The organism is Glycomyces sp. NPDC047010 (genome assembly GCF_040644205.1).
In the GTDB taxonomy this organism is placed as follows: domain Bacteria; phylum Actinomycetota; class Actinomycetes; order Mycobacteriales; family Micromonosporaceae; genus Glycomyces.
Window position 1 is genome coordinate 105,536 of record NZ_JBEYVY010000010.1, and the last position, 23,355, is coordinate 128,890.

The window sequence follows — 23,355 nt, forward strand, 5'->3', positions numbered from 1 at the left end:
CCGGGGGAGGATGGACGCATGGACCGCCAGCAGCTCGCCGACTTCCTCCGCACCCGCCGCGCCGCCATCAAGCCCGAGGGCGTGGGGCTGCCGAGCGGGACGCGGCGCAGGACTCCCGGGCTCAGGCGCCAGGAGGTCGCGCAGCTCGCCGGTATCTCCGTGGAGTACTACATCCGGCTGGAGCAGGCGCGGGGACCGAAGCCCTCAAGGCAGGTGCTCGGGGCGCTGGCGCGGGCGCTGGTGCTCGACCACGACGAGCGGGCGCACCTGTTCCACCTCGTCGACGAGCTGCCGGAGTCGGAGTGCCGCACCGCGATCAAGGAGGTCCCGGCGGCGATCCGGAACCTCCTCGCCGGGCTCGACGACTTCCCCGCGTACGTCATGGACGCCTGCTACGACATGCTGGCCTGGAACGACATGGCCGAGCGCCTCATGGGCTACCTGTCGGCCCTCGCGCCCGAGCAGCGGAACGTCCTGCGCACCAACTTCTCCCAAGGCGACGTCGCCACGCGCCTCGCGGACCCCTCGATCCGCCGGTTCCTGGGGGACAGCGTCTCGGACCTGCGCGCCTCGCTCGCGCGGAATCCAGGGGACCGCAAGCTCAAGGGCCTGGTGGACGAGCTACTGCGCACCAGCCCCGAGTTCGGGGAGCTGTGGGCCGACCACCGGGTCGCCCCGCGCCGGGCCCAGACCAAGCGCGTCGTCCACCCCGTGGTGGGCCCGCTGGAGTTCGACTGCCAGGTCCTGGACGTGCCCGGGACGGGGCTGCGGCTGGTGATGTATGTGCCGCAACCGGGTTCGGCCACCGCCGAGGCGTTCCTGAGATTGGCGGAGGTCACTCCCGCAACCCCCGGTTCATCTCGGTAACCCGGCGGCGACGGACATCACGCCGGGATTTCACTCCAGGGACTTTTACTCGTGCGGCGAGTGTTATTACGCTTGGACGCGGAGGAGCCCTCCTCCCCGTTATGACAGCGACCGGTTCGGCAAGGAAGCAGCCGGTGACAGCCTCAGCGTTCTCACCCTCCTTCTCATCCCACCGGAGCTGCACACCATGCGCATGCCTCTCTTCGCCATGTCCATCGGCGCGTTCGGCATCGGCACCGCCGAGTTCGCGATCATGGGCATCCTGCCCCAGGTCGCCGCCTCCCAGGGCGTCTCGCTCGCCCAGGCCGGGCTCGCCGTCTCCGCGTACGCGGTCGGCGTCGTCCTCGGCGCGCCCCTGCTCACCGTCGCCACCACCCGCGTCCCCCGCAAGCCGCTGCTCATCGGCCTGATGCTGGCCTTCGCGGGCGCGAACGTCGCGACCGCGCTCGCCCCCGACTTCGGGTTCCTGCTCGGCTCGCGCTTCGTCGCGGGCCTGCCGCACGGCGCGTTCTTCGGGGCCGCCGCCGTCGTCGGCGCCAGCCTCGTGTCCTACGAGCGCCGCGCCCGCGCGATCTCCGGGATCATGTCGGGTCTCACCGTGGCCACGATCGTCGGCGTCCCCGTGAGCGCCCTGCTCATCGGCCAGATCTCGTGGCGCTGGATCTTCGCGGCCGTCGCCGCGCTCGGCGTCGTCGCCGCGGTCGCGATCTGGGCCACCGTCCCCGACACGCGCGGGGTCATCGTGTCCACCAAGGCGTCCGACGAGATCCGCGCGATCCGCTCCAAGCGCGTCGTGCTCCCGCTCGTGACCGGCGCGGTCGGCTTCGGCGGCATGTTCGCCGCCTACACCTACCTGACGCCGATCCTCGAAGACGTCACCGGCATGAACGCCCTCGCCATCGCGATCACCCTCGCGGTCTTCGGCGTCGGCCTCACGCTCGGCAACATCCTGGGCGGCCGCATCGCCGACGCCGCCCCGATCCAGGGCCTGTTCGCGGCGTTCGCCACGATCGCGACCGTGCTCCTGGCGATGTACTTCTCCATGTCCAACCCGGCCCTGGCGATCACCGGGGTCCTGCTCATGGCGACGTCCTCGTCGCTGGTCGGCCCGATCATGCAGCGGCTGCTCCTCGACGGCGCCCACTCGGCCCCGTCGCTGGCGTCCTCGCTGCACCACGCGGCCTTCAACCTCGCGAACGCCAACGGCGCCTGGCTCGGCGGCCTCGCGCTGTCGCTCGGCCTGAGCCTGACCGCGCCGATCCTCGTCGGTGTCGGCCTGGCCCTCGCGGGCCTGGTGCTGTCGTTCCCGCTGGCCCGCGCGCACGCCGAGGCGCAGGTCCCGGACATCGAGCCCGCGGAGCTCGTCACCGCCTCCTAGACCGCACGACGAAGGCCCCCGGCGCCGCCGGGGGCCTTTCGCGTCGGTCAGGGGACCAGCACGACCTTGCCGGTGGTGCCCCGGTTCTCCAGGGCGCGATGGGCTTCGGCGGCCTCGGCGAGCTTGAACGTGTGCACGGCCGGGCGCAGCCGCCCTGCGGCCAGTTCGGCGAGCGACTGCTCTTCGAGGGCCCGGATGCCGCCCATGCGCTGCACGAGCTTCGGCCCGAGCGCGCCGGAGACGGCGAGCCCGCGGCCGACGATCTCCTCCACCGTCGCCTCGGTGGCCTTCCCCGCGGACCACCCGAACACGACCATGCGGGCGCCGAACCCGAGCCGCTCGAACACGGCCCGCCCGACCTCGCCGCCGATCGAGTCGAAGAACAGCGACGCCTCGCGGCCCTCCAATGCCCGGTCCAGGACGTCGGTCCAGTCGGCGGCCCGGTAGTCGATCGCGGCGTCGGCGCCGTTGGCGGCGACCTGCCGGACCTTGTCGACGCCGCCCGCGAGGCCGATCACGTACGCGCCGGCGTTCTTCGCGGCCTGCACCAGGAGCGTGCCGAGTCCGCCCGCGGCGGCTGGGACGATCACCACGTCGTCCTCCTTCACGGGCCCGACGGCGAGGATGAGCAGCGCGGTCCGGCCGGTCCCGATCATCGCGACGGCCTCCCCGAAGTCCACGCCCTCGGGCAGTTCGTGGACCGACTCGACTTCGCGCACGGCCTTCTCGGCGTATCCCTGGGACGCGGGGCCGAGGTGCGTGACGACCCGCTTGCCGAGCCACGAGGAGTCGACGCCCTCGCCGACGGCGTCGACGATCCCGGCGGCCTCGCGTCCGGGGATCGTCGGCAGTTCCGGCAGCGGGAACGGCGTGCCCGACTCGCCGGAGCGGAAGCCCGTGTCGAGCAGGTGGACGCCCGCGGCCCGGTTGTCGATGCGGACCTGGCCGGGTCCGGGCTCGGGGTCGGCGACCTCCTCGTACCGGAGGACTTCGGGGCCGCCGAATTCGTGGTGCCGGATCGCGTGCATGTCGTGCCTCTTCCATGTCGGTGGGTGTGCCGCAACAGTAGGGACGGGCCGACTGGGACCGCATCCGTCGACCGACTGGACCCCGCTCACGCCTGGCGCGAGGGGTCGACGCCGAGCGCCTCGAACAGGTCCCGGGCCTCGGCGGCGCACTGCGCGGCCTCGTACGGCGCCCCGGCCGCCTCGTACGCGCGGGCGAGCGCGCGCAGGCTCCGGGCCTGGCGCAGCGGGTCGGGCATCGCCCCGAACACGTCGCACGCCTGGCGGCCCATCCTGACGGCCATGCGCAGGTTCCCGTCCTCGGTGTGCAGCTTGCACAGCACGCGGGCCTTGACCGCGAGGGTCTCGGAGGTCTGGAACCGGTTGAGGCGCTCGACCCGGCCGAGCGCTTCTCGCGCCTGGTCTAGGCGGCCGGAGTCGACGTGCATCTCCGCGAGCCAGTACGTGTACACGAGGACGTGCCGCCACCCGTTGGCCTGCTCGACGAGTTCGAGGCCGTGGAGGACGGCGGCCTCGGCGCGCGCGAAGTCCGCGTCGGCGCGGTGGACCGCGGACTGCCGGAAGTACAGGCGCGCCCGGTAGTACTTCGACGGGTGGTCGCGCAGCAGCTCGGCGATCTCGCGGCACAGCTCCTCGGCGGCGGAGACGCGCCCCTGGTCGATGTACAGCTCCGAGAGCGACAGCAGCGGGTACACGGTGGTCGGGCCCTCGGGGGAGGCCGCGTCGAGGTCCCGGGCCTTGAGCAGGAGCGTCTCGGCCTCGGCGAAGATGCCCATGCGCCGCAGCACGGTCCCCAGGGAGGTGAGGACCTCCACGTGGACGTACCACTTCCCGGACCGTTCGGCCGCGCCCACGGCCTCGCGCAGGAGCGACACGGCCTCCCGGTACCGGCCCAGGTGCGTGAGGGTGGTGCCGAGGTCGTTGCGGGCCTTGCCCGTCCGGTCGCCGTGCGGGGTGCGGCTGAGGTATTCGAGGGTCTTCTGCGCGTACGCGAGCGACTGGTGCAGCTCCCCGGAGGCGTACGCGACGGCGTCGGCGAGCGCGTACGCGCGCACCGCGTCCATCGGGTCCTCGGACTTGACGCCGCTCTCGATGCCGCGCTCGGCGACGTGCGCGAGCTCGGGCAGCTCGTACAGCGACTCGGTGAGGGTGCGCCGGTCGGGGCCCTCCTCGCGGTACCCGGCGTCGGCGAACGCGATGAGCCGCGCGAGGAGCCGCGAGACCTTCGCGTGCCCGTTCCATTCGAGGAACGTCGCCACGATGTTCCGGTACTCCTCGACCGGCAGCCGCGCCGACCCGCGGCAGTACCACTCCACGACCTGCTCCCGGAGCCCTTGCAGCGCAGCGGGGTCGAACACGGTCTCGGCCTTCCGGCGGGCGTACTCGCGGACCAGGTCGTGGAAGCGGTAGCGGCCGGGCCGGTACTCGTCGATGCGGTGGGCCGTGACGAGCCGCGCGAGGAGCCGCTCGGCGGCGGTCGGGTCCCACGACACGAGGGACATCGCCAGGCCCTTGGAGAAGTCCGCGCCGGGCAGGAACGCGAGGTTGAGGTACAGCAGCTCCTCCTCGGGGTCCAGGGCCTGGAACGACAGGTCGAACGCGGCGGCGACGGTGGTCGTGGGGTCGCCTTCGACGGCGAGGTGCGCGAGCCGGTCGCGCCCGGCAAGAGCAGCGGCGGTCTCGGCGAGCGTCAGGTGCTGGGCGGCGAGGTTGGTGCCGACGATCCGCAGGGCGAGGGGGAGCCCGTCGCACAGCTCCGCGATCCGTTCGGCCGCTTCCGGTTCGGCGGCGACCCGCTCGGGGCCGATGAGGCTCTCCAGGAGCCGCACGGCGTCGTCGGTGCCGAGGGTCCCGACGGTCACCTGCCGCACGTCCCGCAGCGCCGCGAGGTCGGGGAGGCGGGACCGGCTGGTGACGACCGCGACGCACCCGTCGGTGCCCGGGAGCAGCGGCAGCACCTGCTGGGAGTTGCGGGCGTTGTCGAGGATGACGAGGGTCTTCGTGTCGGCCAGGCGCGAGCGCAGCAGCGCCGACGCCTCGTCCGCGTCGGACGGGATGGCCTCGGTGGGCACGCCGAGGGCCCGCAGGAACCCCGCGAGGACGTCCAGCGGGGTGAGCGGCGCGGTCCGGTCCCAGCCGCGGAGGTTCACGTACAGCTGCCCGTCGGGGAACCGCTCGCGCACCCGGTGCGCCCAGTGCAGGGCGAGCGTGGTCTTCCCGGAGCCGCCGATGCCCGAGAGGACCGCGACGTGCGGGCCGGGCCCGGTGAGCGCGTCGAGGGCCGAGAGCTGGCCCGCGCGGCCGGTGAAGTGGATCGAGTCCGCGGGGAGCTGCGCGGGCGCGGGGAGCGACCGCGCGGACGCGGTCTTCGGTGCGGCCCTGAGGGACGCGTCGTCGCGGAGAATCGCCGTGTACAGGTCCTTGAGGCGCCGCCCCGGGTCGATGCCGAGCTCGTCGGCGAGCTGGCGCCGGATCGCGTCGTACGCGTCGAGCGCCTCGGCGGACCGGTCCTCCCGGTAGAGGGCCGTCATGAGCAGCTCGGCCGCGTGCTGGCGGTACGGGTGCCGCTCCAGGACCCGCCGCAGGTCCGCGACGATCGGCGCGCCGGTCGCGAGCTGCAGCTCCAGTTCCGCGCGGGCCTCCTCGGCGGCGGCGCGCTCCTCGTCCCACCGCCGCGCGCCCGCCTCGATGAGCCGCCCGTTCAGGCCCGCCAGGGCCGGGCCCCGCCACAGGTCCAGGGCCTCGCGCAGGCTCTCAAGGCCCGCTTCGGGTTCGGACGCGGCGACCTGCTCGCGGGCGATCCGCGCCGCCCGCTGGAACCTGAGCGAGTCGAGCTTCTCGGGGCCGACGCGCAGCCGGTAGCCGTCGCCGACGGTCTCCAGCTCGCTCGTCCCGGCCCGCAGCAGCAGCCCGCGCGCGGTCGCCACGGTGTTCTGGATCTGCCGCTTCGCCGTCGCGGGCGGGTCGTCGTCCCACACCGCGTCCACCAGGCGGTGCAGGGGGATCACGCTGCCGGGCTCCAGGAGGAGCACGGCGAAGAGCCTGGGCAGGGTCCGGCCGGGCAGCGGCACGGGCAGGCCGTCCCATGCCAGTTGCAGCGGGCCTAGGATGCCGAAGTCCAAGGGCGCCACCTCCCGGGGAGTCGAGGTGCGGCCGGCCGGAATTGGCGGTTCGCTCTAGTCTATGGGCATTTCTTGATCGTTTGGGAACGCTCGCAAGGTCATCCGCTCAGTGAACAAGCGGTAGCGCACACGGCGCGGCCTGCATCCGCATCCTGCTCGTGAAGCACTCGTGAACGTGTTGACCTACTTGTATCGGATTCTCGACACATCGAGCAGCAGATCGAGGAGGAGCGATGTTCACGAGACAACGTCCCGAAGCGCAGACCAGCCCCCGCGAGGCCCGCGCCAGGTTCAGGGACGGGCTGGTGGCCCACACCAGCGGCTGGTCGCACGGGTACGTCCAGGCGAACCTGGTCAGCGTGCCCCGCAGGTACGCGATCGCCCTGCGGCGCTTCGCGGTGCGCAACCCGAGGGCCTGCCCCCTCCTGGACGTGGTGGGCGCCGGGCGCTTTACCACGGACCTCGCCGAGGGCGCCGACCTGCGCCGGGACCTGCCCGCCTACCAGGTGTGGAGCCGCGGCCAGATGGTCGCCCGCCGCACCGACGTCGCGGACCTGTGGGACCGCGACCTGGTCACGTTCCTGCTGGGGTGCAGCTTCACGTTCGAGCCGCTCCTGGAGCGCGCCGGCGTCCCGCTGCGCCACCACGAGCAGGGCGCGGCCGTCCCCATGTACCGCACCGACCGCAAGTGCCTGGGCGCCAGGCGCTTCCGCGGCCCCGTCGTGGTCTCGATGCGCCCGGTCCCCACCGAGCTCGTCGCCCGCGCCGCCCAGATCACCATGGAGCTCCCGTTCGCCCACGGCGCCCCCGTCCACGTCGGCAGCCCCGCGATGATCGGCATCCGCGACCTCGACCGCCCCGACTTCGGCGACCCGGTGCGCCTCCACGACGGCGACGTCCCCGTGTTCTGGGCCTGCGGCGTGACCCTCCAGGAAGCGGTCGTGAAGGCGAAGCTGCCCTTCGCGATCACCCACGCTCCCGGGCACATGCTCATCACCGACCGCCGCGCCCGCGCGACGGACACCGGCGAGTTCAGGATCGTCCGGTGAGCGGCGGGACGGTCACACCGCGCCCGCCGAGGCCGAGGCCGCGGCCGGCTCCGGGAGGCGGAACATTCCCAGGAACCGCTCGGCCATAGCCTGGTCCCCTTGGACGGTGACGCGCCCGGCGTGCATCGACACGTCGAGGCTGCGCCCGCCCAGGGTCAGGCGCTTGAGCGTCTCTGCGTCGGTCCTGATGACCGCGTGCGGATGCTCGGGCCGACCCGGGGCGAGGATCAGCTGCGCGTCGATGATCTCCGCGATGAACGGCCGGTCCCCGACCCACAGCTCGAACGCCGCGTCGAAGCCCTGCGCCGCCTGCGGCATGAACAGCGACCGCATCGACAGGATGAGCGCGTCCGCGCCCATCGGCGCGTCGAGCGGGATCGCCGCCGACCGCGCGCCCCACCGCAGCAGCAGCACGATCGGGCCCTCCAGCTCCCGGCCCCACTCGGTCAGCTCGTAGACCTTGGAGGCCGCGGGCGGCGGCAGCCGCCGCTTCCCCACGACCCCGGCCGCTTCGAGCTCCCGCAGCCGCTGCGACAGCACGTTCGCGCTGGCGCCGTGCAGGCCCGAGCGGAGGTCGGTGAAGCGCTTGGGGCCGAGCAGTAGCTCGCGGACGATGAGGAGCGACCAGCGCTCGCCGACGAGGTCGAGTGCGTGGGCCGCGGGGCAGCCTTCGCCGTAGGTGCGCACGGTGGCCTCCAGGAAAGGGAATGAACCCGCAGGTGAACGGCAACGCGGTAGTTCCCGTTCATCCTATGGTCCCGTTCCGCGAGCGACAAGTCCTGGGAAATGACCACAAGATCTCGGAACGGTAACGTGCGGACGGTAAAAGGTGCGTGACGTCCCGCCCGTCGCGCTTGCGCCGCCTCGGATCATGCGGCACCATTCAGGGCGTGCCTGAACTGACCGCCTCCTCGCTGATGGAGCACCACGAAGCCGCCAAGACGCTCGTCGCGCTCCTGGAGGGCAACGGCCGATTCGTCGCCGGAGAGCCCCGCTTCAAGCGCGACATCACGTCCGCGCGCCAGCACGCCCTCGGGCAGAAGCCCACCGCCGCCGTCTTCACGTGCATCGACTCGCGGGTCACCGCCGAGTCCGTGTTCGACTGCGACTTCGGGCAGCTCCTCGTCGTGCGCACCGCCGGGCACGTGCCCGACCGCGCCGCCGTCGGCTCCCTGGAGTTCGCGGCCGCCGAGCTCGGCGTCTCCCTCGTGGTCGTCCTCGGCCACGAGCGCTGCGGCGCCATCAACGCCGCCCTCCACGCCGTCGAGGACGACACCCACGACCCGCGCACCGACTACCTCGTCGAGCAGCTCTGGCAGCCCGCGTCCCAGGCGCTCTCGGAGACCGCGGACGGCGAGGACGCGGCCCCGAAGGCCCTGCGCCTCCAGGTCCGCCGCACCGTCGCCGACCTCGGCCGCCGCGAGAACCTCGAAGGCGTCCTCATCGCCGGGGCCGTCTACGACCTGGACACCGGCCGAGTGACGCTCATCGAGGAGAACTGACCGCCCCGGGCTGTCACAATCGGGGTATGAGCGACCAACCCTTGACCGGGGCCGAGATCGAACTGGCCCTCTCCGAACTGCCCGGCTGGACCCACGAGGCCGACCACCTCGTGGGCACCTGGACCTTCGACGGCCACCTCGCGGCCCTCGCCGCCGCCACCGGCGTCGGCCTGCTCTCCGAGCGCCGCAACCACCACGCGGACCTGACGATCAACTACGACAGGCTCACCGTCTCGGTCACCACCCACTCGGCGGGCAGCAAGGTCTCCGCGAAGGACACCGACCTGGCCCGGGCAGTGAGCGCGCTCCTCGACTGAGCATTCGCGCTCGGTCGGCCTTCGGCCTCCTCGACTGAGGACTCGCGCTCGGCCCGCGGGCCGAGGCCCCTGGCGCGCAATGCGATCCGGGAGGCGTCCCGAGGTGTACGGACCGGTCCGGCGGGGAACCCCGCCGGACACCGGCCGTACGGGAGCACACGTCATGGACGCAATGGACGCTTTCGCCATCCACCCCACCAGGGCCCACCGCCGCATGGCCCTCTACCGCCTCGCGCAGGCGCGGCGCCGCGGCGCGATCGACACCGCCGAGTTCCGCCTCCGCCGCCAGCTCGTGCGCCGCGCCGAGACCCTCGCCGACCTCCAGGCGCTCCTGGAGGACTTCGCCACCGACTACGAACAGGGACGCGACCACTGGCGCTACGGGCGCTGGCGCAGGCCCGTGCGCGAAGGCCGCGAACTGGAGATCCAAAGGTTCGTCGGCATCGCGTTCCTCGTCGCCGCGATCATCGCCGTCGCGATCGTCGTCTGGGGCGTCGTCGCCATCGCCGACAACGTGAACTGAATTGAACCGGGCAGCGCTGCCGCATCGGCCTCGGCAGCGCCGCCCGGGGTCTCACTCGGGCGCGGTGAGCGCCCGGAGCTTCTGGGCGAGCCCTTCCAAGGCGTCGCCGATCCACGGCATCGAAGCGGGCTCGTCCGAGACGAGCGCCGCGAGCCGCTCGGAGTCGTTCTCGCCGTACAGGCCCGGGACCGCCACGCGCACCGTCAGCGACTCCGGGTCGTCCCCGAACGCGCTGCCTGGCAGGACCACCACGCCGAACCGCTCCAGCAGCACCTCCGCGAGGTCCGCGCTCGTCGTCACGCCCCAGTCCGCCGCGAGCGAGGCGCGCAGCGGACCGAAGTCCGGCCACACGTAGAACCCGCCCTGCGGCGGCATCACCTCGCACCCGGCGCCCGCGAACACCTCCGCGACCGCGTTCGCCACCGACCCGTGGAGGCGCCGCGCCAGCGCGACCCGGTCGACCAGCTCCTGCGGGTCCGACCACGCGTACGCGGCGGCGTGCTGCATCGGCATCGGCGTCGAGGACCACAGCTCGGACGCCGTGCCGCGCACCGACTCCCGCAGGCGCTCGCCCAGCGGCGAGTCCGGGAAGCGGGCCGCGCCGATGCGCCAGCCGCCGAGCGCGTAGTTCTTCGACAGGGAAGTCGTGGTCACGGTCCGCTCAGGTGCCCAAGCGGACGGGGACGGAAACGTCCCGGCCTCGAACACCAGGTCGCGGTAGATCTCGTCCGCCGCGATGATGAGGTCCAGCTCCCGCGCGGCCTCGCACAGGGCCTTCACCGACTGCTCGGAGGCGAGTCGCCCGGTCGGGTTGTCCGGCAGGGTGACCACGACGATCCGCGGGTCCCGCCCGGCGGCGCGGGCCGCGCGCACGGCCGCGTCCAGTGCATCGGCGTCGGGAACGCCCCCCTCGCCCTCGGGGACCGGGACGCGGATCGGCTCGCGGCCGAGCATCTCGGCCTGCGCCCCGTACGACACCCACGCGGGCTTGGGGAGGACCACGTCGCCCCCGGCAGCGTGGAGGAGCGCGAACAGCAGCGGCTTGGAGCCGGGGCCGAGGAGCACCTGCTCCTTGGCGGTGGGGGTCGCGCGGCGGGTCCAGTACCCGGCGGCGGCCTCGCGGGCCGCGTCGGTCCCGGCGACGGGGCCGTACGCGATCTGCCCGGCGGCCTGCGCGAGGCGCTGCCTCAGCAAGGGGTGCACGGGGATCCCCGCCTCCCCGAACCCGAGCGCGAGCACCTCCTGCCCGGCGGCGCGGCGGGCGGCGATGGCTTCGTTGGCGGCGAGGGTGGCGGAGACGGTCACGGGTGACTCCTCGTTGGAGACTGTCTGAACGGGACCCAGACTCCTCCACAAGGAGCATCATCGCAAGTATTTCTACCTTTCGCCGAGGATAAGATTGTCTTATGCTCGATGTTCGCCGCCTGCGCCTCCTCTACGAGTTCGCCGCCCAGGGATCGATATCCGCCACTGCCGTCGCCACCGGCCAGACCGCCTCCGCGGTCTCACAGCAGTTGGCCGCCTTGGAGAAAGAGGCCGGCGTCTCGCTCCTCGAACGCACCGCCCGCTCCGCGCAGCTCACCGACGCGGGCCGCCGCCTCGTCGAGCACACCGCCCTCATCCTGGAGGCCATCGACGCCGCCGAGACCGACCTCGCCGCCGAGTCCGCCGAACCCCGCGGCCGGGTCACCGTCACCGCGTTCCCCACGGTCGCCGTCGCGCTGGCGGGCCCGATCGTGCGCCGCCTGCGCCGCCACCCCGAGCTCCAGATGGTCCTGCGCCAGCAGCACACGGTCTCGGAGTCGCTCGCGCGCGTGCGCTCGGGGGAGATCGACCTGGCCCTCATCGACGACTGGTCGGGCCAGCGCCGCCCGGCCGCCGTGGGGCCCTTGACCTTCCACCACCTCGTGAAGGACCCGCTCGTGGCGGTCCTGCCCGCCAAGCACCCGCTCGCCTCGAAGGAGGTCCTGTCGGCGCACGAGCTCGCGGGGGAGTCGTGGATCGCCTCCCCGGAGGGCGAGCCGTCGCGCACGGCGCTCGACCGGCTCTGGCGGGCCGAGGGCATCTCGGCGCCGGTCTCGGAGTTCGAGGGCCTCGACACGATCCTCACCCTCGTCGCCAAGGGCCTCGGCGTCACCGTCGCCCCGTGGATGGCCGCCGCCGAACGCCGCGACGTCGCCGTCCGCGCCATCGCCGAGGAGCTCCCCGGCCGCGACGTCTACGTCGTCCACCGCACGGCCTCCATCGGCCGCCCCGCCGTCATGACGGTCCTCCAGGCCCTCCACCAGGCGGCCCGCAAACTCATGACCGCCGCCGAGCGCTTCTGACCGCCGGATGTCGCACCCGCCGGGCACCCTTGCAGCCGGGGGGTCCCGGATTCCGACACACCCGACCGCGGGGGCCGTCAGCGCAGATGCGAAGGCGGGTAAGGCGACTCGTCGCCCTCCCAGCCGTCGGCCGCCGCCTCCGGCTTCGGCCGGGGCCGCTTCGGCTCCTTCTCCCTGGGCTCCTTCGGGCCCTTCGACTTCGGCTTCCACCGCACCAGGTACGCCGCCAGCCACGTCGTGATCGGCACCGCCGCGATCAGCCCCAGCGTGCCCGCCACCGACCTGACGATCTCCGTGGCGATCGTCTGGCTCGTGAGCACCTGCTCCAGCGGCCGGTTCGCCGCCGCGATGAGCACCAGCAGCGGCAGCGACGCGCCCGCATAAGCGAGCACCAGCGTGTTCACCACCGACGTCAGGTGGTCGCGCCCGACCCGCATCCCCGACTTGTACAGCCGCGCCGGCCCCCACTTCGGGTTCGCCTTCGCCACCTCGTCCACCGTCGCCGCCTGAGAGACCGTCACGTCGTCGATGACGCCGAGCGCGCCGATGAGGATGCCCGCCAGCAGCAGCCCCGACATGTCGATCGGGTACTGGAGCGCCAGGTTCGTCGTGCTCTCGTCGAGCACCCCGTTCAACTCCGCCAGCTGCACCGCCGCCTCCGCGAGCAGCACCGTCAGCACCAGCGACGCCAGCGTCCCCACCACCGCCACCGTCGTCGTCCGGTTCCACCCGTGCGCCAGGTACAGCGACACCAGCATGATCGCGGCCGCGCCGACGATCGCCACCAGCACGGGGGAGGACCCGTCGAGCACCGCGGGCACCATGAACAGCAGTACCACCGCGAACGTCAGGCCCAGGCTCACCAGCGACCGCAGCCCCTTCCACCGCCCGAACGCCACCACCGCGAGCGCGAACGCGATCACCAGCGCCCACAGCGCCCCGGCCCGGTCGTGGTCGATGATGTGGAACTGCTGGCCCGACACCGACTCCGGCGTGTAGATGAGGATGACGTCGTCGCCCGCGGCCACCACCGGCGCGCCCGGCCCGCTCGGGAGGTCCACCACCGCCTCCTCGCCCGACAGCTCGCCGCTGGTGATCGTCACGACCACCTCGCCGCACGCGTCGACGACCTCCGCCTCCTCGGCGCTGCACTCGGTCTCGGTCACGGCGATGACCCGCCCGTCGACCTCCGTGCCGTACTCGTCGATCGCCGCGTCCTCGACCCCCTGCGGCCACAGCAGGAGCATGCCGACCACCGTCGCGATCGCCGCCGGGATCAGGATCCACAGCGCCGCACGGGGAACGGCGTCGTTCGGGATGACGTGGCCGTGACTGTGCTTCACCGGCTCGTCGTGCTTCACAGGATCGTCGTTCACGTCCGAGAGCTTACGGTCCCGCCCCCTCGCGGGCGCGCAGCAGCGCGCCCGGAGCCGCCCACAGCGGACAAACGCCGTGAACCGCCCCGGTCACCTGCGGACCCGTCCTGTAGCGCTCCAGTCGCCGAGGGTCAGGGTCTCAGACGTCCACAGGGTCGACCCACCGGACCGCGGAGTAATTGCGCCACAAGTGGAGCAGTGCCGGGTCTCCGTGTACGGCGAGGTCGTCGAAGGGCAGCCGGTTCCACAGCGCCAGGTACAGCAGCTCCACCGGGCCCTCGATGACGCAGTGCGGGGACTCGACCTCGCTGAACGTCACGAGCGGGCCCGTGTCGGTGGGGTGGACGTACCAGTCGCCGCGTCCCGGCGGCAGATCGGTGGCGTGGATGTGGAGCACTGAAGGCCGCAGTGCCCGCACCCTGCTCGACGGGCGGCCGTGGAACCCCAGCAGCAGCTCGTCGATGCCGTCGGCCGCGAATTCCGGGCCGACCGGTGATATCTCGTCGCCTCGCGCCTGTTCGGCGTCGACGCGGTGGATGGTCGTCTCGTGGGCCTGTCTGCGGACCCAGAAGCGCCGTGAGGACTGAGCGGGGAACACCTGCCAGCATTGAAGGTCGTCGGGAGCCGCCTCCAGCGCGGCGGCGAGCCGCAGGAGACCCTCCCTGACCCAGTCGACCAGCAGGTCGTCATGGGGCGTGGGCCCCACGATCCGCTGGAAGTCCTGCTTGCGGGGATCGTAGGGCAGGGCTCCGCCCACGATCGCCGCCGCCCAGCGATGGACGGTCCCGATATGGGTCAAGAGGTCCTTGACGATCCAGCCCGGGCAGGTGGGCACGAGCGCGTTCAATGCGAGTTCCCCACCAGCGACAGCGATCCGCTCCCCTTCGGTGCGCAGCACGTTGATTTGGTCGCCGATGTTCATCCCCTGAAGTTTCGCACCTGTGTCGTGAATTACGCAAGTTCGAGGGTGGACCGATACAGAAGCGTTAAACCGGTTCAGCACCGGCGAGTCGGACATCAATGGGACCGTTCACCACGGGAGTCCCCCGGGCACTCCAGTGCGGGGCGTAAGTTCAGTGGATGCAGCACCGGCTCATCGTCGTCACCGACCGGCACGGGTGCCCGCGCCCGCTGGCCGACCAGGTCGCGCTCGCGCTGCGCGGCGGACCCTTCGCACTCGTCCTGCGCGACAAGGACCTCCCCTGGGACGAGCGGCACGAACTCGCCGCCGGACTGGGCATCCTCGTCGCCGAACACGGCGGCGTCCTCATCGTCGCCGACCCCGGCGCACCCGTCGCCGCGGCCCACCTCTCCGCCGCCCGGCCCGTCCCCGCACCCCGCCCGGTCCTCGTCGGCCGCTCCGTCCACGCCGGGGAGCCCGTCGACCCGGACCTGGACTACTGCACGTACTCCCCGGTGTGGGCCAGCGACTCCAAACCCGGCTACGGCCCCGCGATCGGGCCCGCGGCGCTGGCCTCGGTCTGCGCGGCGACCCCGGTCCCGGTGTACGCGCTCGGCGGGGTCAACGGCCCCGACCGGGCCCTCGCCGCGCGGGAGGCGGGCGCGGCGGGCGTCGCGGTCATGGGCGCCGTCATGCACGCCGACGACCCGGAGCACGCGGTCCGCGCGCTCCGGGGCGCCCTCGTCTGAGCCTTCGGAACGCGGCCGCTAGCGGTCGAGCCCGTTGGCGGCGATGACCTTCGAGTAGAACTTCGCGCTCGACTTCGGCGTGCGCTTCTGGGTCGCGTAGTCGACGTGGACGATGCCGAACCGCTTGTCGTACCCGAAGGCCCACTCGAAGTTGTCCATGAGCGACCAGGCGGTGTAGCCGCGCACGTCGGCCCCCGCCTCGATCGCGTCGTGGACGGCCGCGATGTGGGAGCGCAGGTACGCGACGCGCTCGACGTCGTCGACCTCGCCGTCCGCACCGGGCCCGGTCGGGTAGGCCGCGCCGTTCTCGGTGACCATCGTGGCGACGCCGTAGTCCTTGTGCAGGCGCACCAGCAGGTCGGTGAGGCCGGTCGCGTCGATCGCCCAGCCCATGTCGGTGGACTCCAGGCCCTCCGGCGTGTACGTCTCCACGTCCACGGTGCCGGGGCCGACCGGGCTCTCCGGCTCGCCCGCCTTGGCGCGCACCCAGGTCGGGCTGTAGTAGTTGACGCCGAGCAGGTCGATCGGCTGGTTGATCGCCTGGAGGTCGCCGCCCTGCACGAACGACCAGTCGGTGTGGTGCTGCGTGCGCGCGATGACCTCGGCCGGGTACTCGCCGCGCAGGATCGGGTCGAAGAACACGCGGTTGGCGATGCCGTCCACGGTGTGCACGGCCTCCTCCTCGCCGCGGACCTGCGTCGGGTTGAGCACGATCGACACCCGGTCGGCCCCGGCGGCGCGCAGCGCCTGCACGGCGAGGCCGTGGCCGAGGTTGAGGTGGTGCACGGCCGCGAGCGCGGCGGCGGGCTCGGTGCGGCCCGGCGCGTGGTGGCCGTTGCCGTAGCCGAGGTACGCGGCGCACCACGGCTCGTTCAGCGTCCACCAGGTGTGGACGCGGTCGGAGAGGCGGGCGCCCACGATCGCGGCGTACTCGCCGAACCGCTCGGCGGTGGCGCGCTCGGGCCAGCCGCCGCGGTCCTCCAGGCCCTGCGGGAGGTCCCAGTGGTAGAGCGTCGGCATGGGCTTGATCCCGGCCGCCACGAGCTTGTCGACGAGGCGGTCGTAGAAGTCGAGCCCGGCGGGGTTGGCCGGGCCGGAGCCGTCGGGCTGGATGCGCGGCCACGCGATGGAGAACCGGTAGGTGTCGACGCCGAGCGAGGCCATGAGCGCCACGTCCTCGTCGAGCCGGTGGTAGTGGTCGCAGGCCACGGCGCCGGACTGCCCGCGCCAGGTCTTCCCGGGCGTGGCAGAGAACGTGTCCCAGATGGACGGGCCCCGGCCGTCCTCGTTCGCCGCCCCCTCGATCTGGTAGGAGGCCGTCGCGGTCCCCCACAGGAATCCTTCGGGGAAGGTCAGCTGCGTCATCGGAAGGCACCTTTCTCCGCCGCGCAGCCGGGGGTTCCTCCGCGGCGCGGCGCTGGATGGAAACGAGTTGCCGGGCTCCGGAATGATACGCCATTGGAATCGCTCCCATCGAATGGGTAGGTACACATATCGATCCAATCGCGCCCGGTAACGATTCGGCAATGCACACTTGACATTCACTGTTACCCAGAGCACCATTGCCAGCGTCGCCCCCACGGCGGGTGAGGCAGCCCCTACCTGGGGTGGAACCGATGAGAGCGGTTTCACCGAGGGCCGGGGGCAGGGAGGCAGTCGGCCCGCCGGGCGCGTGAAACCTGCGAAGAGAGGGAAACCCCGATGAGCAAGACCCGACGAATCTCCTGCCTAGCGGCTGCCGCCAGCGTCCTCGCGCTCGCCGCGGCGGCGTGCGGCGCACCCGAGGAGGAGGACAACGACCGAGGGGCCGTCCCCGACGACGCCACCGACTGCGCCAACTACGAGCAGTACGGCGACCTGGAGGGCGAGACCGTCACCGTCCTCGGGTCCATCCGCGACGCCGAGGCCGACGAGATGACCGAGGCCTGGGAGTACTTCCAGTCCTGCACCGGCGCCACCGTCGAGTACGAGGGCACCGGCGAGTTCGAGTCCGACATGGCCGTCCGCGTCGACGGCGGCAACGCCCCCGACGTGGCCCTGTTCCCGCAGCCCGGCCTCATGTCGAACTTCACCGACACGCTGGTCCCGGCGTCCGAGGAGCTCACCGCGCTCACCACCGAGGGCTGGACCGAGGACTGGGTCAACTACGGCACCATCGACGGCACGCTCTACGCCTCGCCGCACTCCTCGAACGCGAAGTCCTTCATCTGGTACTCGCCGACCTTCTTCGCCGACAACGGCTACGAGGTCCCGAAGACCTGGGACGAGCTGATCACCCTCTCCGACACGATCGCCGCGAGCGGCACCACGCCGTGGTGCGCGGGCTTCGAGTCCGGCGGGGCCACCGGCTGGCCGGGCACCGACTGGATCGAGGACATCGTCCTCCGCGAGGGCACCGACCTGTACGACCAGTGGGTCAGCCACGAGATCCCCTTCAACGACCCGCGGATCGTCGCGGCCATCGACAAGGCCGGCACCGTCCTCCAGAACGAGGACTACGTCTACGGCGGCACCGACACCATCAGCGCCACCGCGTTCCAGGAGGCGGGCTTCCCGATCCAGACCGGCGACTGCGCGTTCATGCGCCAGGCGTCCTTCTACGGCGCCATGTGGCCCGCGGGCACCAACGTCGCCGAGGACGGGGACGTGTTCGCGTTCCGCTTCCCGGAGACCAACGAGGGCGACAACACCATGCTCGTCGGCGGCGAGTTCGTGGCCGCGTTCTCCGACTCCGAGGCCACCGAGGCGTTCCGCCAGTTCCTGGCCTCCGAGCTGTACCACAACGCCCGTCTCCAGACCGGCCCGTGGAGCACCGCCCGCCAGGGCGTGGACCCGGCGAACGCCACCACGCCGATCAACGTGTTCGCGACCGAGATCCTGACCGACCCGGCCGTCACCGTCCGCTTCGACGGCTCGGACCTCATGCCCGGCGCCGTCGGCGCCTCCTCCTTCTGGACCGGCATCGTCCAGTGGGTCGACGGCGACAAGACCTCGCAGCAGATGGCCGACGACATCGAGGCCTCCTGGCCGTAGCCGGCCCGTGCAAGTGAACGAGAAGCCGAGCGGGGTCCACCGGCCCCGCTCGGCCCATTGCCCGGACACAACTGGAGCCACTCGACGTGAACATCTCCGCTTATCTCGACCGATTCGGCCTGCTCGGTCTCGGCCTGGTCGCCTTCGCGGCGGTCCTGCTGGCCCTGTACGGCCTCGCCGAACTCGCCTCGCGACGCGACCGCAACCGCGCGGTCGCCTTCGTCTTCCTCGCCCCGGCCGTGCTCTTCCTGCTCATCGGCCTCGTCTACCCGGCGATCCGCACGGTCGTCATGTCGTTCTACGACTCCAAGACCGAGAACTTCGTCGGACTCGACAACTACATCTGGGCCGTCACCGACCCCGACGCGCTCCAGATCCTCGTCAACACCGCGATGTGGATCGTCATCGTCCCGCTGGTGTCGACCGCCCTCGGCCTCGTCTACGCCGTCCTCATCGACGGCCGCGCGGGCGAGAAGGTCTACAAGGCCCTCGTCTTCCTCCCGATGGGCATCTCCTTCGTGGGCGCCTCCATCATCTGGAAGTTCGTCTACCAGTACAACGGCGCCGGCGGCGAGCAGATCGGCCTGCTCAACCAGATCATGGTGTGGCTCGGCGGCGACCCGGTCAACTGGCTCAACGCCCAGCCGTGGAACAACCTGCTGCTCATGGTCGTCCTGGTGTGGATCGAGGTCGGCTTCGCGACCGTGGTCCTGTCGGCCGCCCTCAAGGGCGTCCCGCTGGAGATCGTGGAGGCCGCCCGCATCGACGGCGCGAACCCGCGCGAGATCTTCTGGAACGTGACGGTCCCGTCGATCCGCTCGGCGATCATCGTCGTGGCGGTCACGGTCTTCATCGCCACGCTGAAGCTGTTCGACATCGTCCGCGCCATGACCCAGGGCCACCACGGCACCGACGTCCTCGCGCACAACATGGTCGAGCAGGCGTTCCGCCTCTTCGAGCGCGGCCGCGGCGCCACCCTCGCCGTCCTGCTGTTCCTGCTCGTCGTCCCCGTCGTCATCTACCAGGTGCGGAACATGCGCCGCCAGGAAATGGAGACCCGATGAGCACCCGCACGGCCGAACAGGCCGCCGCACAGTCCGCCGCCCGCATCGGCGAGACCCGCGGCGAGCGGCTGCGGCGGATCCTCTCCAGCCGCGTCGCCAGCGTCGTCGCGATCCTCATCGCCGCACTGTGGACGATCCCGACGGCGGGGCTGTTCATCTCCTCGCTCCGCCCCGACGACGACATCCGCACCTCCGGGTGGTGGAACTTCTTCGCCGACCCGGGCTCGGTCTCGCTCTACAACTACAACTACGTCCTGTACTCGGACTCGCAGGGCGGCGGGCTGATCATCAACCTGATCAACACCGTCGTCATCACGATCCCGGGCGTGGTCGTGCCGGTCGCGTTCGCGGCCCTGGCGGCGTACGCGCTGTCGTGGATCAAGTTCCGCGGCCGCAACGTGCTGTACGTGGGCATCTTCGCCCTCCAGGTGGTGCCGCTCCAGATGGCGCTGATCCCGCTGCTGTCGATCTTCAGCTCCGGGCTCCACATCGGCGGGCTGACGCTCATCCCGGCCTGGGACCTGGAAGGGGTGAACACGCTCATCCAGGTGTGGATCGCCCACTCGATCTTCGGCCTGCCGCTCGCGGTGTTCCTGCTGCACAACTTCATGCGGGAGCTGCCGTCCGACGTCATGGAGGCCGCGCGCATCGACGGCGCGAGCCACTCGCAGATCTTCCGCAAGGTCGTGCTCCCGCTGGTGACCCCGGCGATCGCGTCGATCGCGATCTTCCAGTTCCTGTGGGTGTGGAACGACTTCCTGGTGGGCCGCACGTTCGCCCCCGGCGAGGCCACCCGGCCGCTGACCGCCGTCCTCGGCGACATGGCCGGCACGTGGGGCTTCGGCTGGACGCGGCTCCCGGCCGCGGCGTTCATCGCGATCATCGTGCCCCTGGTCGTGTTCCTGCTGCTCCAGCGCTTCTTCGTGCGCGGGCTGCTCGCGGGCTCCGTCAAGGGCTAGAACGGATCTGGGAGCGGGGAGGGGCCGAGGCCCCTCCCCGCTCCGTCATCCCGCCCCCCGCCACAGCTCCTGGAAGAACTCCGCGTACAGGTCCGCGACCTCCTGGTTCGAGACGCGCAGCAGGTTGTCGTCGGCGTGCTTCATCGCGTTGCCCTGGAGGTTGTGCGTCCCGGTCCACACGACCGCGCGGTGCGTGCCCCCGAAGTACGCCTCGGCGACGATGAACTTGCTGCGCATCGAGTCGTGGACGCGCACATTGGACGCCCCGAGCTTGTCCTCCAGCCACCCGGGACTGCTCGTCGCGGCGTCCAGGACCACGACCCGCACCTGGCAGCCGAGCCCCTGGATCCGGTCGAGCTGGGCCCGGACCGCGGGCCGGTTCGACTGGAAGTTCGCGTGCCCCACCAGGACCCGGTCGCCGTCCCCGCACTTGGTGATCTCCCCGAGCTGCTCGGCGACGGGGTCGGGGCCGCGCGGGAACACCCACGCCCGCGCCAGGTCGGTGGTGGTCGCCTTGTTCTTGTCGGTCCACCCGTCCCAGCTCCCGGAGTACAGGCGGTTCCAGAACCCCGTGTAGAAGTCGAACAGCTCCCGGTCGCCGTGGACGCCGAGCATGTTGTTCGCCTGCGTCGTGTGCGAGCGCACGAAGCTGAGGCTCGTCACCAGCACCGTCGGCTGGCCGCCCTTGTCGATGAGGAAGAACCGGTTGTGGTCGGGGCCGCTGCGGGTCCCGTCGGCGTTCGGCAGGCACCCGCCCTTGCACTGCTTGACCTGGACGCCCGCGTTCTTCAGCTTCCGGATGAGCGGGTCGTTCGCGGAGGGCTTGGTGCTCAGCTGCCCGACGACGGCCCGCACGTCCACGCCGCGTCCCTCGGCCGCGACCATCGCCTCGGCGAGCGGGGTCACGGGCTTGTCGAGGGACCACTGGTAGACCGCGGCGCGCACCGTGTCGCCCTTGCCGGTCGCGTTGATCTGCTTGACGATCTCGTCGATGATCGTGCTGTCCTTGCGGTCGCCGCCCGGGTTGGCGCGGCACACCGTGTAGCTGCCGGTGCGCACGCACCCGGTGACCCCGGCCTGGGCCGGGGCGGGCACGACGGCGGCCATGAGGAAGGCGCCGGCCGCGGCCAGCGCGAGGAGCTTGCGGTTCATGCCAGGACTCCCGTCGGTCGTACTGGACATGAAGATGTCACGTCTTACGTGACACGGGGAGACTTCTGTCGGCTATAGGACGTTCGGCGAGGTAGGGCGGTCACGGCCGTGTAATTTCCACCAGGGCGAAATGGCGTTGTTGTCAGGCGGATTCCGGGAAACGTCGGTCGGATAGCCGACGGTCTCTCGACAATTGAATGGCAACCCGGAATTCGTCGTCAGGAGAGACCCATGAGCTCGTATGCGGCAAGTGAACTTCCAGAAGAGTTCCGACAGACGCTCACCGAGTCGGTGAAGCAGGAGCCCGAACACGCCGAACCCCAGGTCCTCGCGGAGGACCAGCCCCGACAGCCGGAACTGGCCGGCAACGCCTGGCTGATGCTGGGCATCCTCCTCCTGGTCGCGGTCGGCGTCCTGATGCTCCTCATCTTCGCGTCCGGCGGCAACGCCGACTCGTCGATGATGCTCTGACGGGCACCGAGCGAGAACCCTCACTGCGGTCGCGTCCGGATGGCCGTCGCCTTCCGGCAGTGAGAGGATCGTCCACGTGGAAACCTGGCGCGGAATAGACGCGACTCCCGAGGGCTGGCCCGCATCCGTCGTCGCGATCGGCGTGTTCGACGGCGTGCACCGCGGCCACGCCGCGCTCGTCCGCACGGCCGCGAAGGCCGCCGCCGAGCGCGAGGCCCGCTGCGTCGTCGTCACCTTCGACCCGCACCCGACGGCCGTGGTCGCGCCGCACGCGGTCCCGGCGCAGCTCGCGTCCGTGGAGCGCCGCATCGAACTGCTCGGGTCGCTCGGCGTCGACGCGGTGTGCGTCCTGCCGTTCACGAAGGAGCTGTCGCAGCTCAGCCCCGAGTACTTCGTGCGCCACGTCCTCGTCGGCGGCCTCCACGCGAAGGCCGTCGTCGTGGGGGAGAACTGGCGCTTCGGCCACAAGGCCGCCGGGAACGTCGAGACGCTCACCGAACTCGGCGCCGAGTACGGCTTCGAGGTGCTCCCGCAGACGTTGACCGCTGACGACGAGGTGTACTCCTCGACGCGCGTCCGCAAGCTCGTCGCCGAAGGGGATGTGGCCGCCGCCGCGGAAGTCCTCGGCCGCGACTTCGGGGTCGAAGGCACCGTCGTCCACGGCGCGGGCCGCGGCGGCACCGCGCTCGGGTTCCCCACCGCGAACCTCGACGTCCCCGAGGGGACGGCGGTCCCCGCGGACGGCGTCTACGCGGGCTGGTTCTTCCGCGGCTCCCAGCGCCACCCGGCCGCGATCAGCGTCGGCACGAACCCGACGTTCGAGGGCTCGGCCCGCACGGTCGAGGCGTACCTCCTCGACTTCGACGGCGACCTCTACGGTGAGCACGTGCGCCTCGACTTCACCGCCCGCCTGCGCGGGCAGGTCGCGTTCACCGGCACGGAACCGCTCATCGAGCAGATCGAGACGGACGTCGCAGACACCCGCCGGGCCTTGGAGCTGGGCTAACGCCCCTGCTAACCTGGCGGGGTTGCAATCGACCAGCCTGCACGACACCGCGGACTGGCCTTGAATCGAAATGGAAGGGTGTTCGCACATGGCGCTCGACGCTGTCAAGAAGGCCGAGATCATCAAGGAGTACGCCACCGCTGAGGGCGACTCCGGCTCGACCGACGTGCAGGTGGCGATCCTGACCCACCGCATCAAGGAGCTGACCGCTCACGTCCAGACGCACAAGCACGACCACCACTCGCGTCGTGGTCTGCTGCTGCTGGTCGGCAAGCGCCGCCGCCTCCTCAAGTACCTGAAGAAGGAAGACATCGCGCGCTACCGCGGCCTCATCGAGCGCCTCGGCATCCGCGACAACGCCTAATCAGCACGGCTTGACGAGAGGGAGCGCCCCGCATCCGGGACGCTCCCTCTCGCCGTACCCGCACCCGCCGTTATCCCGCCTCACTTTCGCTTCGCGGCTGCCGCCGCGTCTGCCGGGTAACGTAAGGTGGGCGCAGAGCAACACGCTCCACCGCAGCGCCCCGGACGGGG

General features: G+C 71.6%; 22 protein-coding genes. 14 read left to right on the forward strand and 8 right to left on the reverse strand.

Annotated elements, in window-relative coordinates; all coding sequences use genetic code 11:
* Positions 1-18: 18 nt before the first annotated feature.
* Together AB0A65_RS20155 and AB0A65_RS20160 are read left to right on the forward strand one after the other, a co-directional pair.
* Positions 19-867, forward strand: coding sequence for a helix-turn-helix transcriptional regulator (locus AB0A65_RS20155; RefSeq protein WP_359953216.1), 849 nt, complete (start codon positions 19-21; stop codon positions 865-867).
* Positions 868-1,054: 187 nt separating this feature from the next.
* Positions 1,055-2,245: an MFS transporter gene (locus AB0A65_RS20160; protein ID WP_359953218.1), complete on the forward strand. Its 1,191-nt coding sequence runs from the start codon at positions 1,055-1,057 to the stop codon at positions 2,243-2,245.
* A gap of 47 nt (positions 2,246-2,292) precedes the next feature.
* Here the strand turns inward: AB0A65_RS20160 and AB0A65_RS20165 are convergent, their stop codons facing one another.
* Positions 2,293-3,273: a zinc-binding dehydrogenase gene (locus AB0A65_RS20165; RefSeq protein WP_359953220.1), complete on the reverse strand. Its 981-nt coding sequence runs from the start codon at positions 3,271-3,273 to the stop codon at positions 2,293-2,295.
* A gap of 86 nt (positions 3,274-3,359) precedes the next feature.
* Positions 3,360-6,392: a BTAD domain-containing putative transcriptional regulator gene (locus tag AB0A65_RS20170; protein WP_359953221.1), complete on the reverse strand. Its 3,033-nt coding sequence runs from the start codon at positions 6,390-6,392 to the stop codon at positions 3,360-3,362.
* Between the two features lie 233 nt (positions 6,393-6,625).
* Between AB0A65_RS20170 and AB0A65_RS20175 the strand changes: the two genes are divergently transcribed.
* Positions 6,626-7,441 carry a putative hydro-lyase gene (locus tag AB0A65_RS20175; RefSeq protein WP_359953223.1) on the forward strand — a complete coding sequence of 272 codons (816 nt, stop codon included), beginning with the start codon at positions 6,626-6,628 and terminating at the stop codon, positions 7,439-7,441.
* A gap of 12 nt (positions 7,442-7,453) precedes the next feature.
* Here AB0A65_RS20175 and AB0A65_RS20180 read toward each other — a convergent pair whose 3' ends face one another.
* The gene (locus AB0A65_RS20180; RefSeq protein WP_359953225.1) at positions 7,454-8,128 is read right to left on the reverse strand and encodes a winged helix-turn-helix transcriptional regulator; all 675 of its coding nucleotides are present in this window, start codon (positions 8,126-8,128) and stop codon (positions 7,454-7,456) included.
* A gap of 203 nt (positions 8,129-8,331) precedes the next feature.
* Between AB0A65_RS20180 and AB0A65_RS20185 the strand changes: the two genes are divergently transcribed.
* From AB0A65_RS20185 to AB0A65_RS20195, 3 genes are all read left to right on the forward strand, one after another.
* Positions 8,332-8,943, forward strand: a complete 612-nt coding sequence (locus tag AB0A65_RS20185) for a carbonic anhydrase (protein WP_359953227.1) — start codon at positions 8,332-8,334, stop codon at positions 8,941-8,943.
* 26 nt (positions 8,944-8,969) lie between these two features.
* Positions 8,970-9,260 (forward strand): 4a-hydroxytetrahydrobiopterin dehydratase, encoded by a 291-nt coding sequence (locus AB0A65_RS20190; protein WP_359953229.1) that lies wholly within the window; start codon positions 8,970-8,972, stop codon positions 9,258-9,260.
* Between the two features lie 172 nt (positions 9,261-9,432).
* A complete protein-coding gene (locus AB0A65_RS20195) occupies positions 9,433-9,783 on the forward strand; it encodes a hypothetical protein (protein ID WP_359953231.1) in 351 nt (116 codons plus the stop codon).
* 51 nt (positions 9,784-9,834) lie between these two features.
* On the opposite strand, the gene AB0A65_RS20200 is transcribed toward AB0A65_RS20195, so the two are convergent.
* Positions 9,835-11,088 (reverse strand): pyridoxal phosphate-dependent aminotransferase, encoded by a 1,254-nt coding sequence (locus AB0A65_RS20200; RefSeq protein WP_359953233.1) that lies wholly within the window; start codon positions 11,086-11,088, stop codon positions 9,835-9,837.
* Between the two features lie 101 nt (positions 11,089-11,189).
* Here AB0A65_RS20200 and AB0A65_RS20205 point away from each other — a divergent pair, with 101 nt between their 5' ends.
* Positions 11,190-12,110 (forward strand): LysR family transcriptional regulator, encoded by a 921-nt coding sequence (locus tag AB0A65_RS20205; RefSeq protein ID WP_359953235.1) that lies wholly within the window; start codon positions 11,190-11,192, stop codon positions 12,108-12,110.
* A gap of 77 nt (positions 12,111-12,187) precedes the next feature.
* Here AB0A65_RS20205 and AB0A65_RS20210 read toward each other — a convergent pair whose 3' ends face one another.
* The gene (locus AB0A65_RS20210; protein ID WP_359953237.1) at positions 12,188-13,486 is read right to left on the reverse strand and encodes a YibE/F family protein; all 1,299 of its coding nucleotides are present in this window, start codon (positions 13,484-13,486) and stop codon (positions 12,188-12,190) included.
* A 139-nt stretch (positions 13,487-13,625) separates the two neighbouring features.
* The gene (locus AB0A65_RS20215) at positions 13,626-14,408 is read right to left on the reverse strand and encodes a maleylpyruvate isomerase family mycothiol-dependent enzyme (RefSeq protein WP_359953239.1); all 783 of its coding nucleotides are present in this window, start codon (positions 14,406-14,408) and stop codon (positions 13,626-13,628) included.
* 158 nt (positions 14,409-14,566) lie between these two features.
* Between AB0A65_RS20215 and AB0A65_RS20220 the strand changes: the two genes are divergently transcribed.
* A complete protein-coding gene (locus AB0A65_RS20220; RefSeq protein ID WP_359953241.1) occupies positions 14,567-15,136 on the forward strand; it encodes a thiamine phosphate synthase in 570 nt (189 codons plus the stop codon).
* An 18-nt stretch (positions 15,137-15,154) separates the two neighbouring features.
* On the opposite strand, the gene AB0A65_RS20225 is transcribed toward AB0A65_RS20220, so the two are convergent.
* Positions 15,155-16,501, reverse strand: a complete 1,347-nt coding sequence (locus tag AB0A65_RS20225; RefSeq protein ID WP_359953243.1) for a GH1 family beta-glucosidase — start codon at positions 16,499-16,501, stop codon at positions 15,155-15,157.
* A gap of 336 nt (positions 16,502-16,837) precedes the next feature.
* On the opposite strand from AB0A65_RS20225, the gene AB0A65_RS20230 reads away from it, so the two are divergent.
* From AB0A65_RS20230 to AB0A65_RS20240, 3 genes are all read left to right on the forward strand, one after another.
* A complete protein-coding gene (locus AB0A65_RS20230; protein ID WP_359953245.1) occupies positions 16,838-18,169 on the forward strand; it encodes an ABC transporter substrate-binding protein in 1,332 nt (443 codons plus the stop codon).
* An 86-nt stretch (positions 18,170-18,255) separates the two neighbouring features.
* A complete protein-coding gene (locus AB0A65_RS20235; RefSeq protein ID WP_359953247.1) occupies positions 18,256-19,233 on the forward strand; it encodes a sugar ABC transporter permease in 978 nt (325 codons plus the stop codon).
* Positions 19,230-20,192, forward strand: a complete 963-nt coding sequence (locus AB0A65_RS20240; RefSeq protein WP_359953249.1) for a carbohydrate ABC transporter permease — start codon at positions 19,230-19,232, stop codon at positions 20,190-20,192. The genes AB0A65_RS20235 and AB0A65_RS20240 overlap by 4 nt, the downstream gene beginning before the upstream one ends.
* A 45-nt stretch (positions 20,193-20,237) precedes the next feature.
* On the opposite strand, the gene AB0A65_RS20245 is transcribed toward AB0A65_RS20240, so the two are convergent.
* Positions 20,238-21,344 (reverse strand): phospholipase D-like domain-containing protein, encoded by a 1,107-nt coding sequence (locus tag AB0A65_RS20245; protein ID WP_359953251.1) that lies wholly within the window; start codon positions 21,342-21,344, stop codon positions 20,238-20,240.
* A gap of 231 nt (positions 21,345-21,575) precedes the next feature.
* Here AB0A65_RS20245 and AB0A65_RS20250 point away from each other — a divergent pair, with 231 nt between their 5' ends.
* From AB0A65_RS20250 to rpsO, 3 genes are all read left to right on the forward strand, one after another.
* Complete coding sequence (locus AB0A65_RS20250) at positions 21,576-21,815, forward strand: hypothetical protein (protein ID WP_359953253.1); 240 nt, start codon at positions 21,576-21,578, stop codon at positions 21,813-21,815.
* A gap of 76 nt (positions 21,816-21,891) precedes the next feature.
* Positions 21,892-22,821, forward strand: coding sequence for a bifunctional riboflavin kinase/FAD synthetase (locus AB0A65_RS20255; protein WP_359953255.1), 930 nt, complete (start codon positions 21,892-21,894; stop codon positions 22,819-22,821).
* Positions 22,822-22,909: 88 nt separating this feature from the next.
* Positions 22,910-23,185 (forward strand): 30S ribosomal protein S15, encoded by a 276-nt coding sequence (rpsO, locus tag AB0A65_RS20260; RefSeq protein ID WP_359953257.1) that lies wholly within the window; start codon positions 22,910-22,912, stop codon positions 23,183-23,185.
* Positions 23,186-23,355 lie beyond the last annotated feature (170 nt).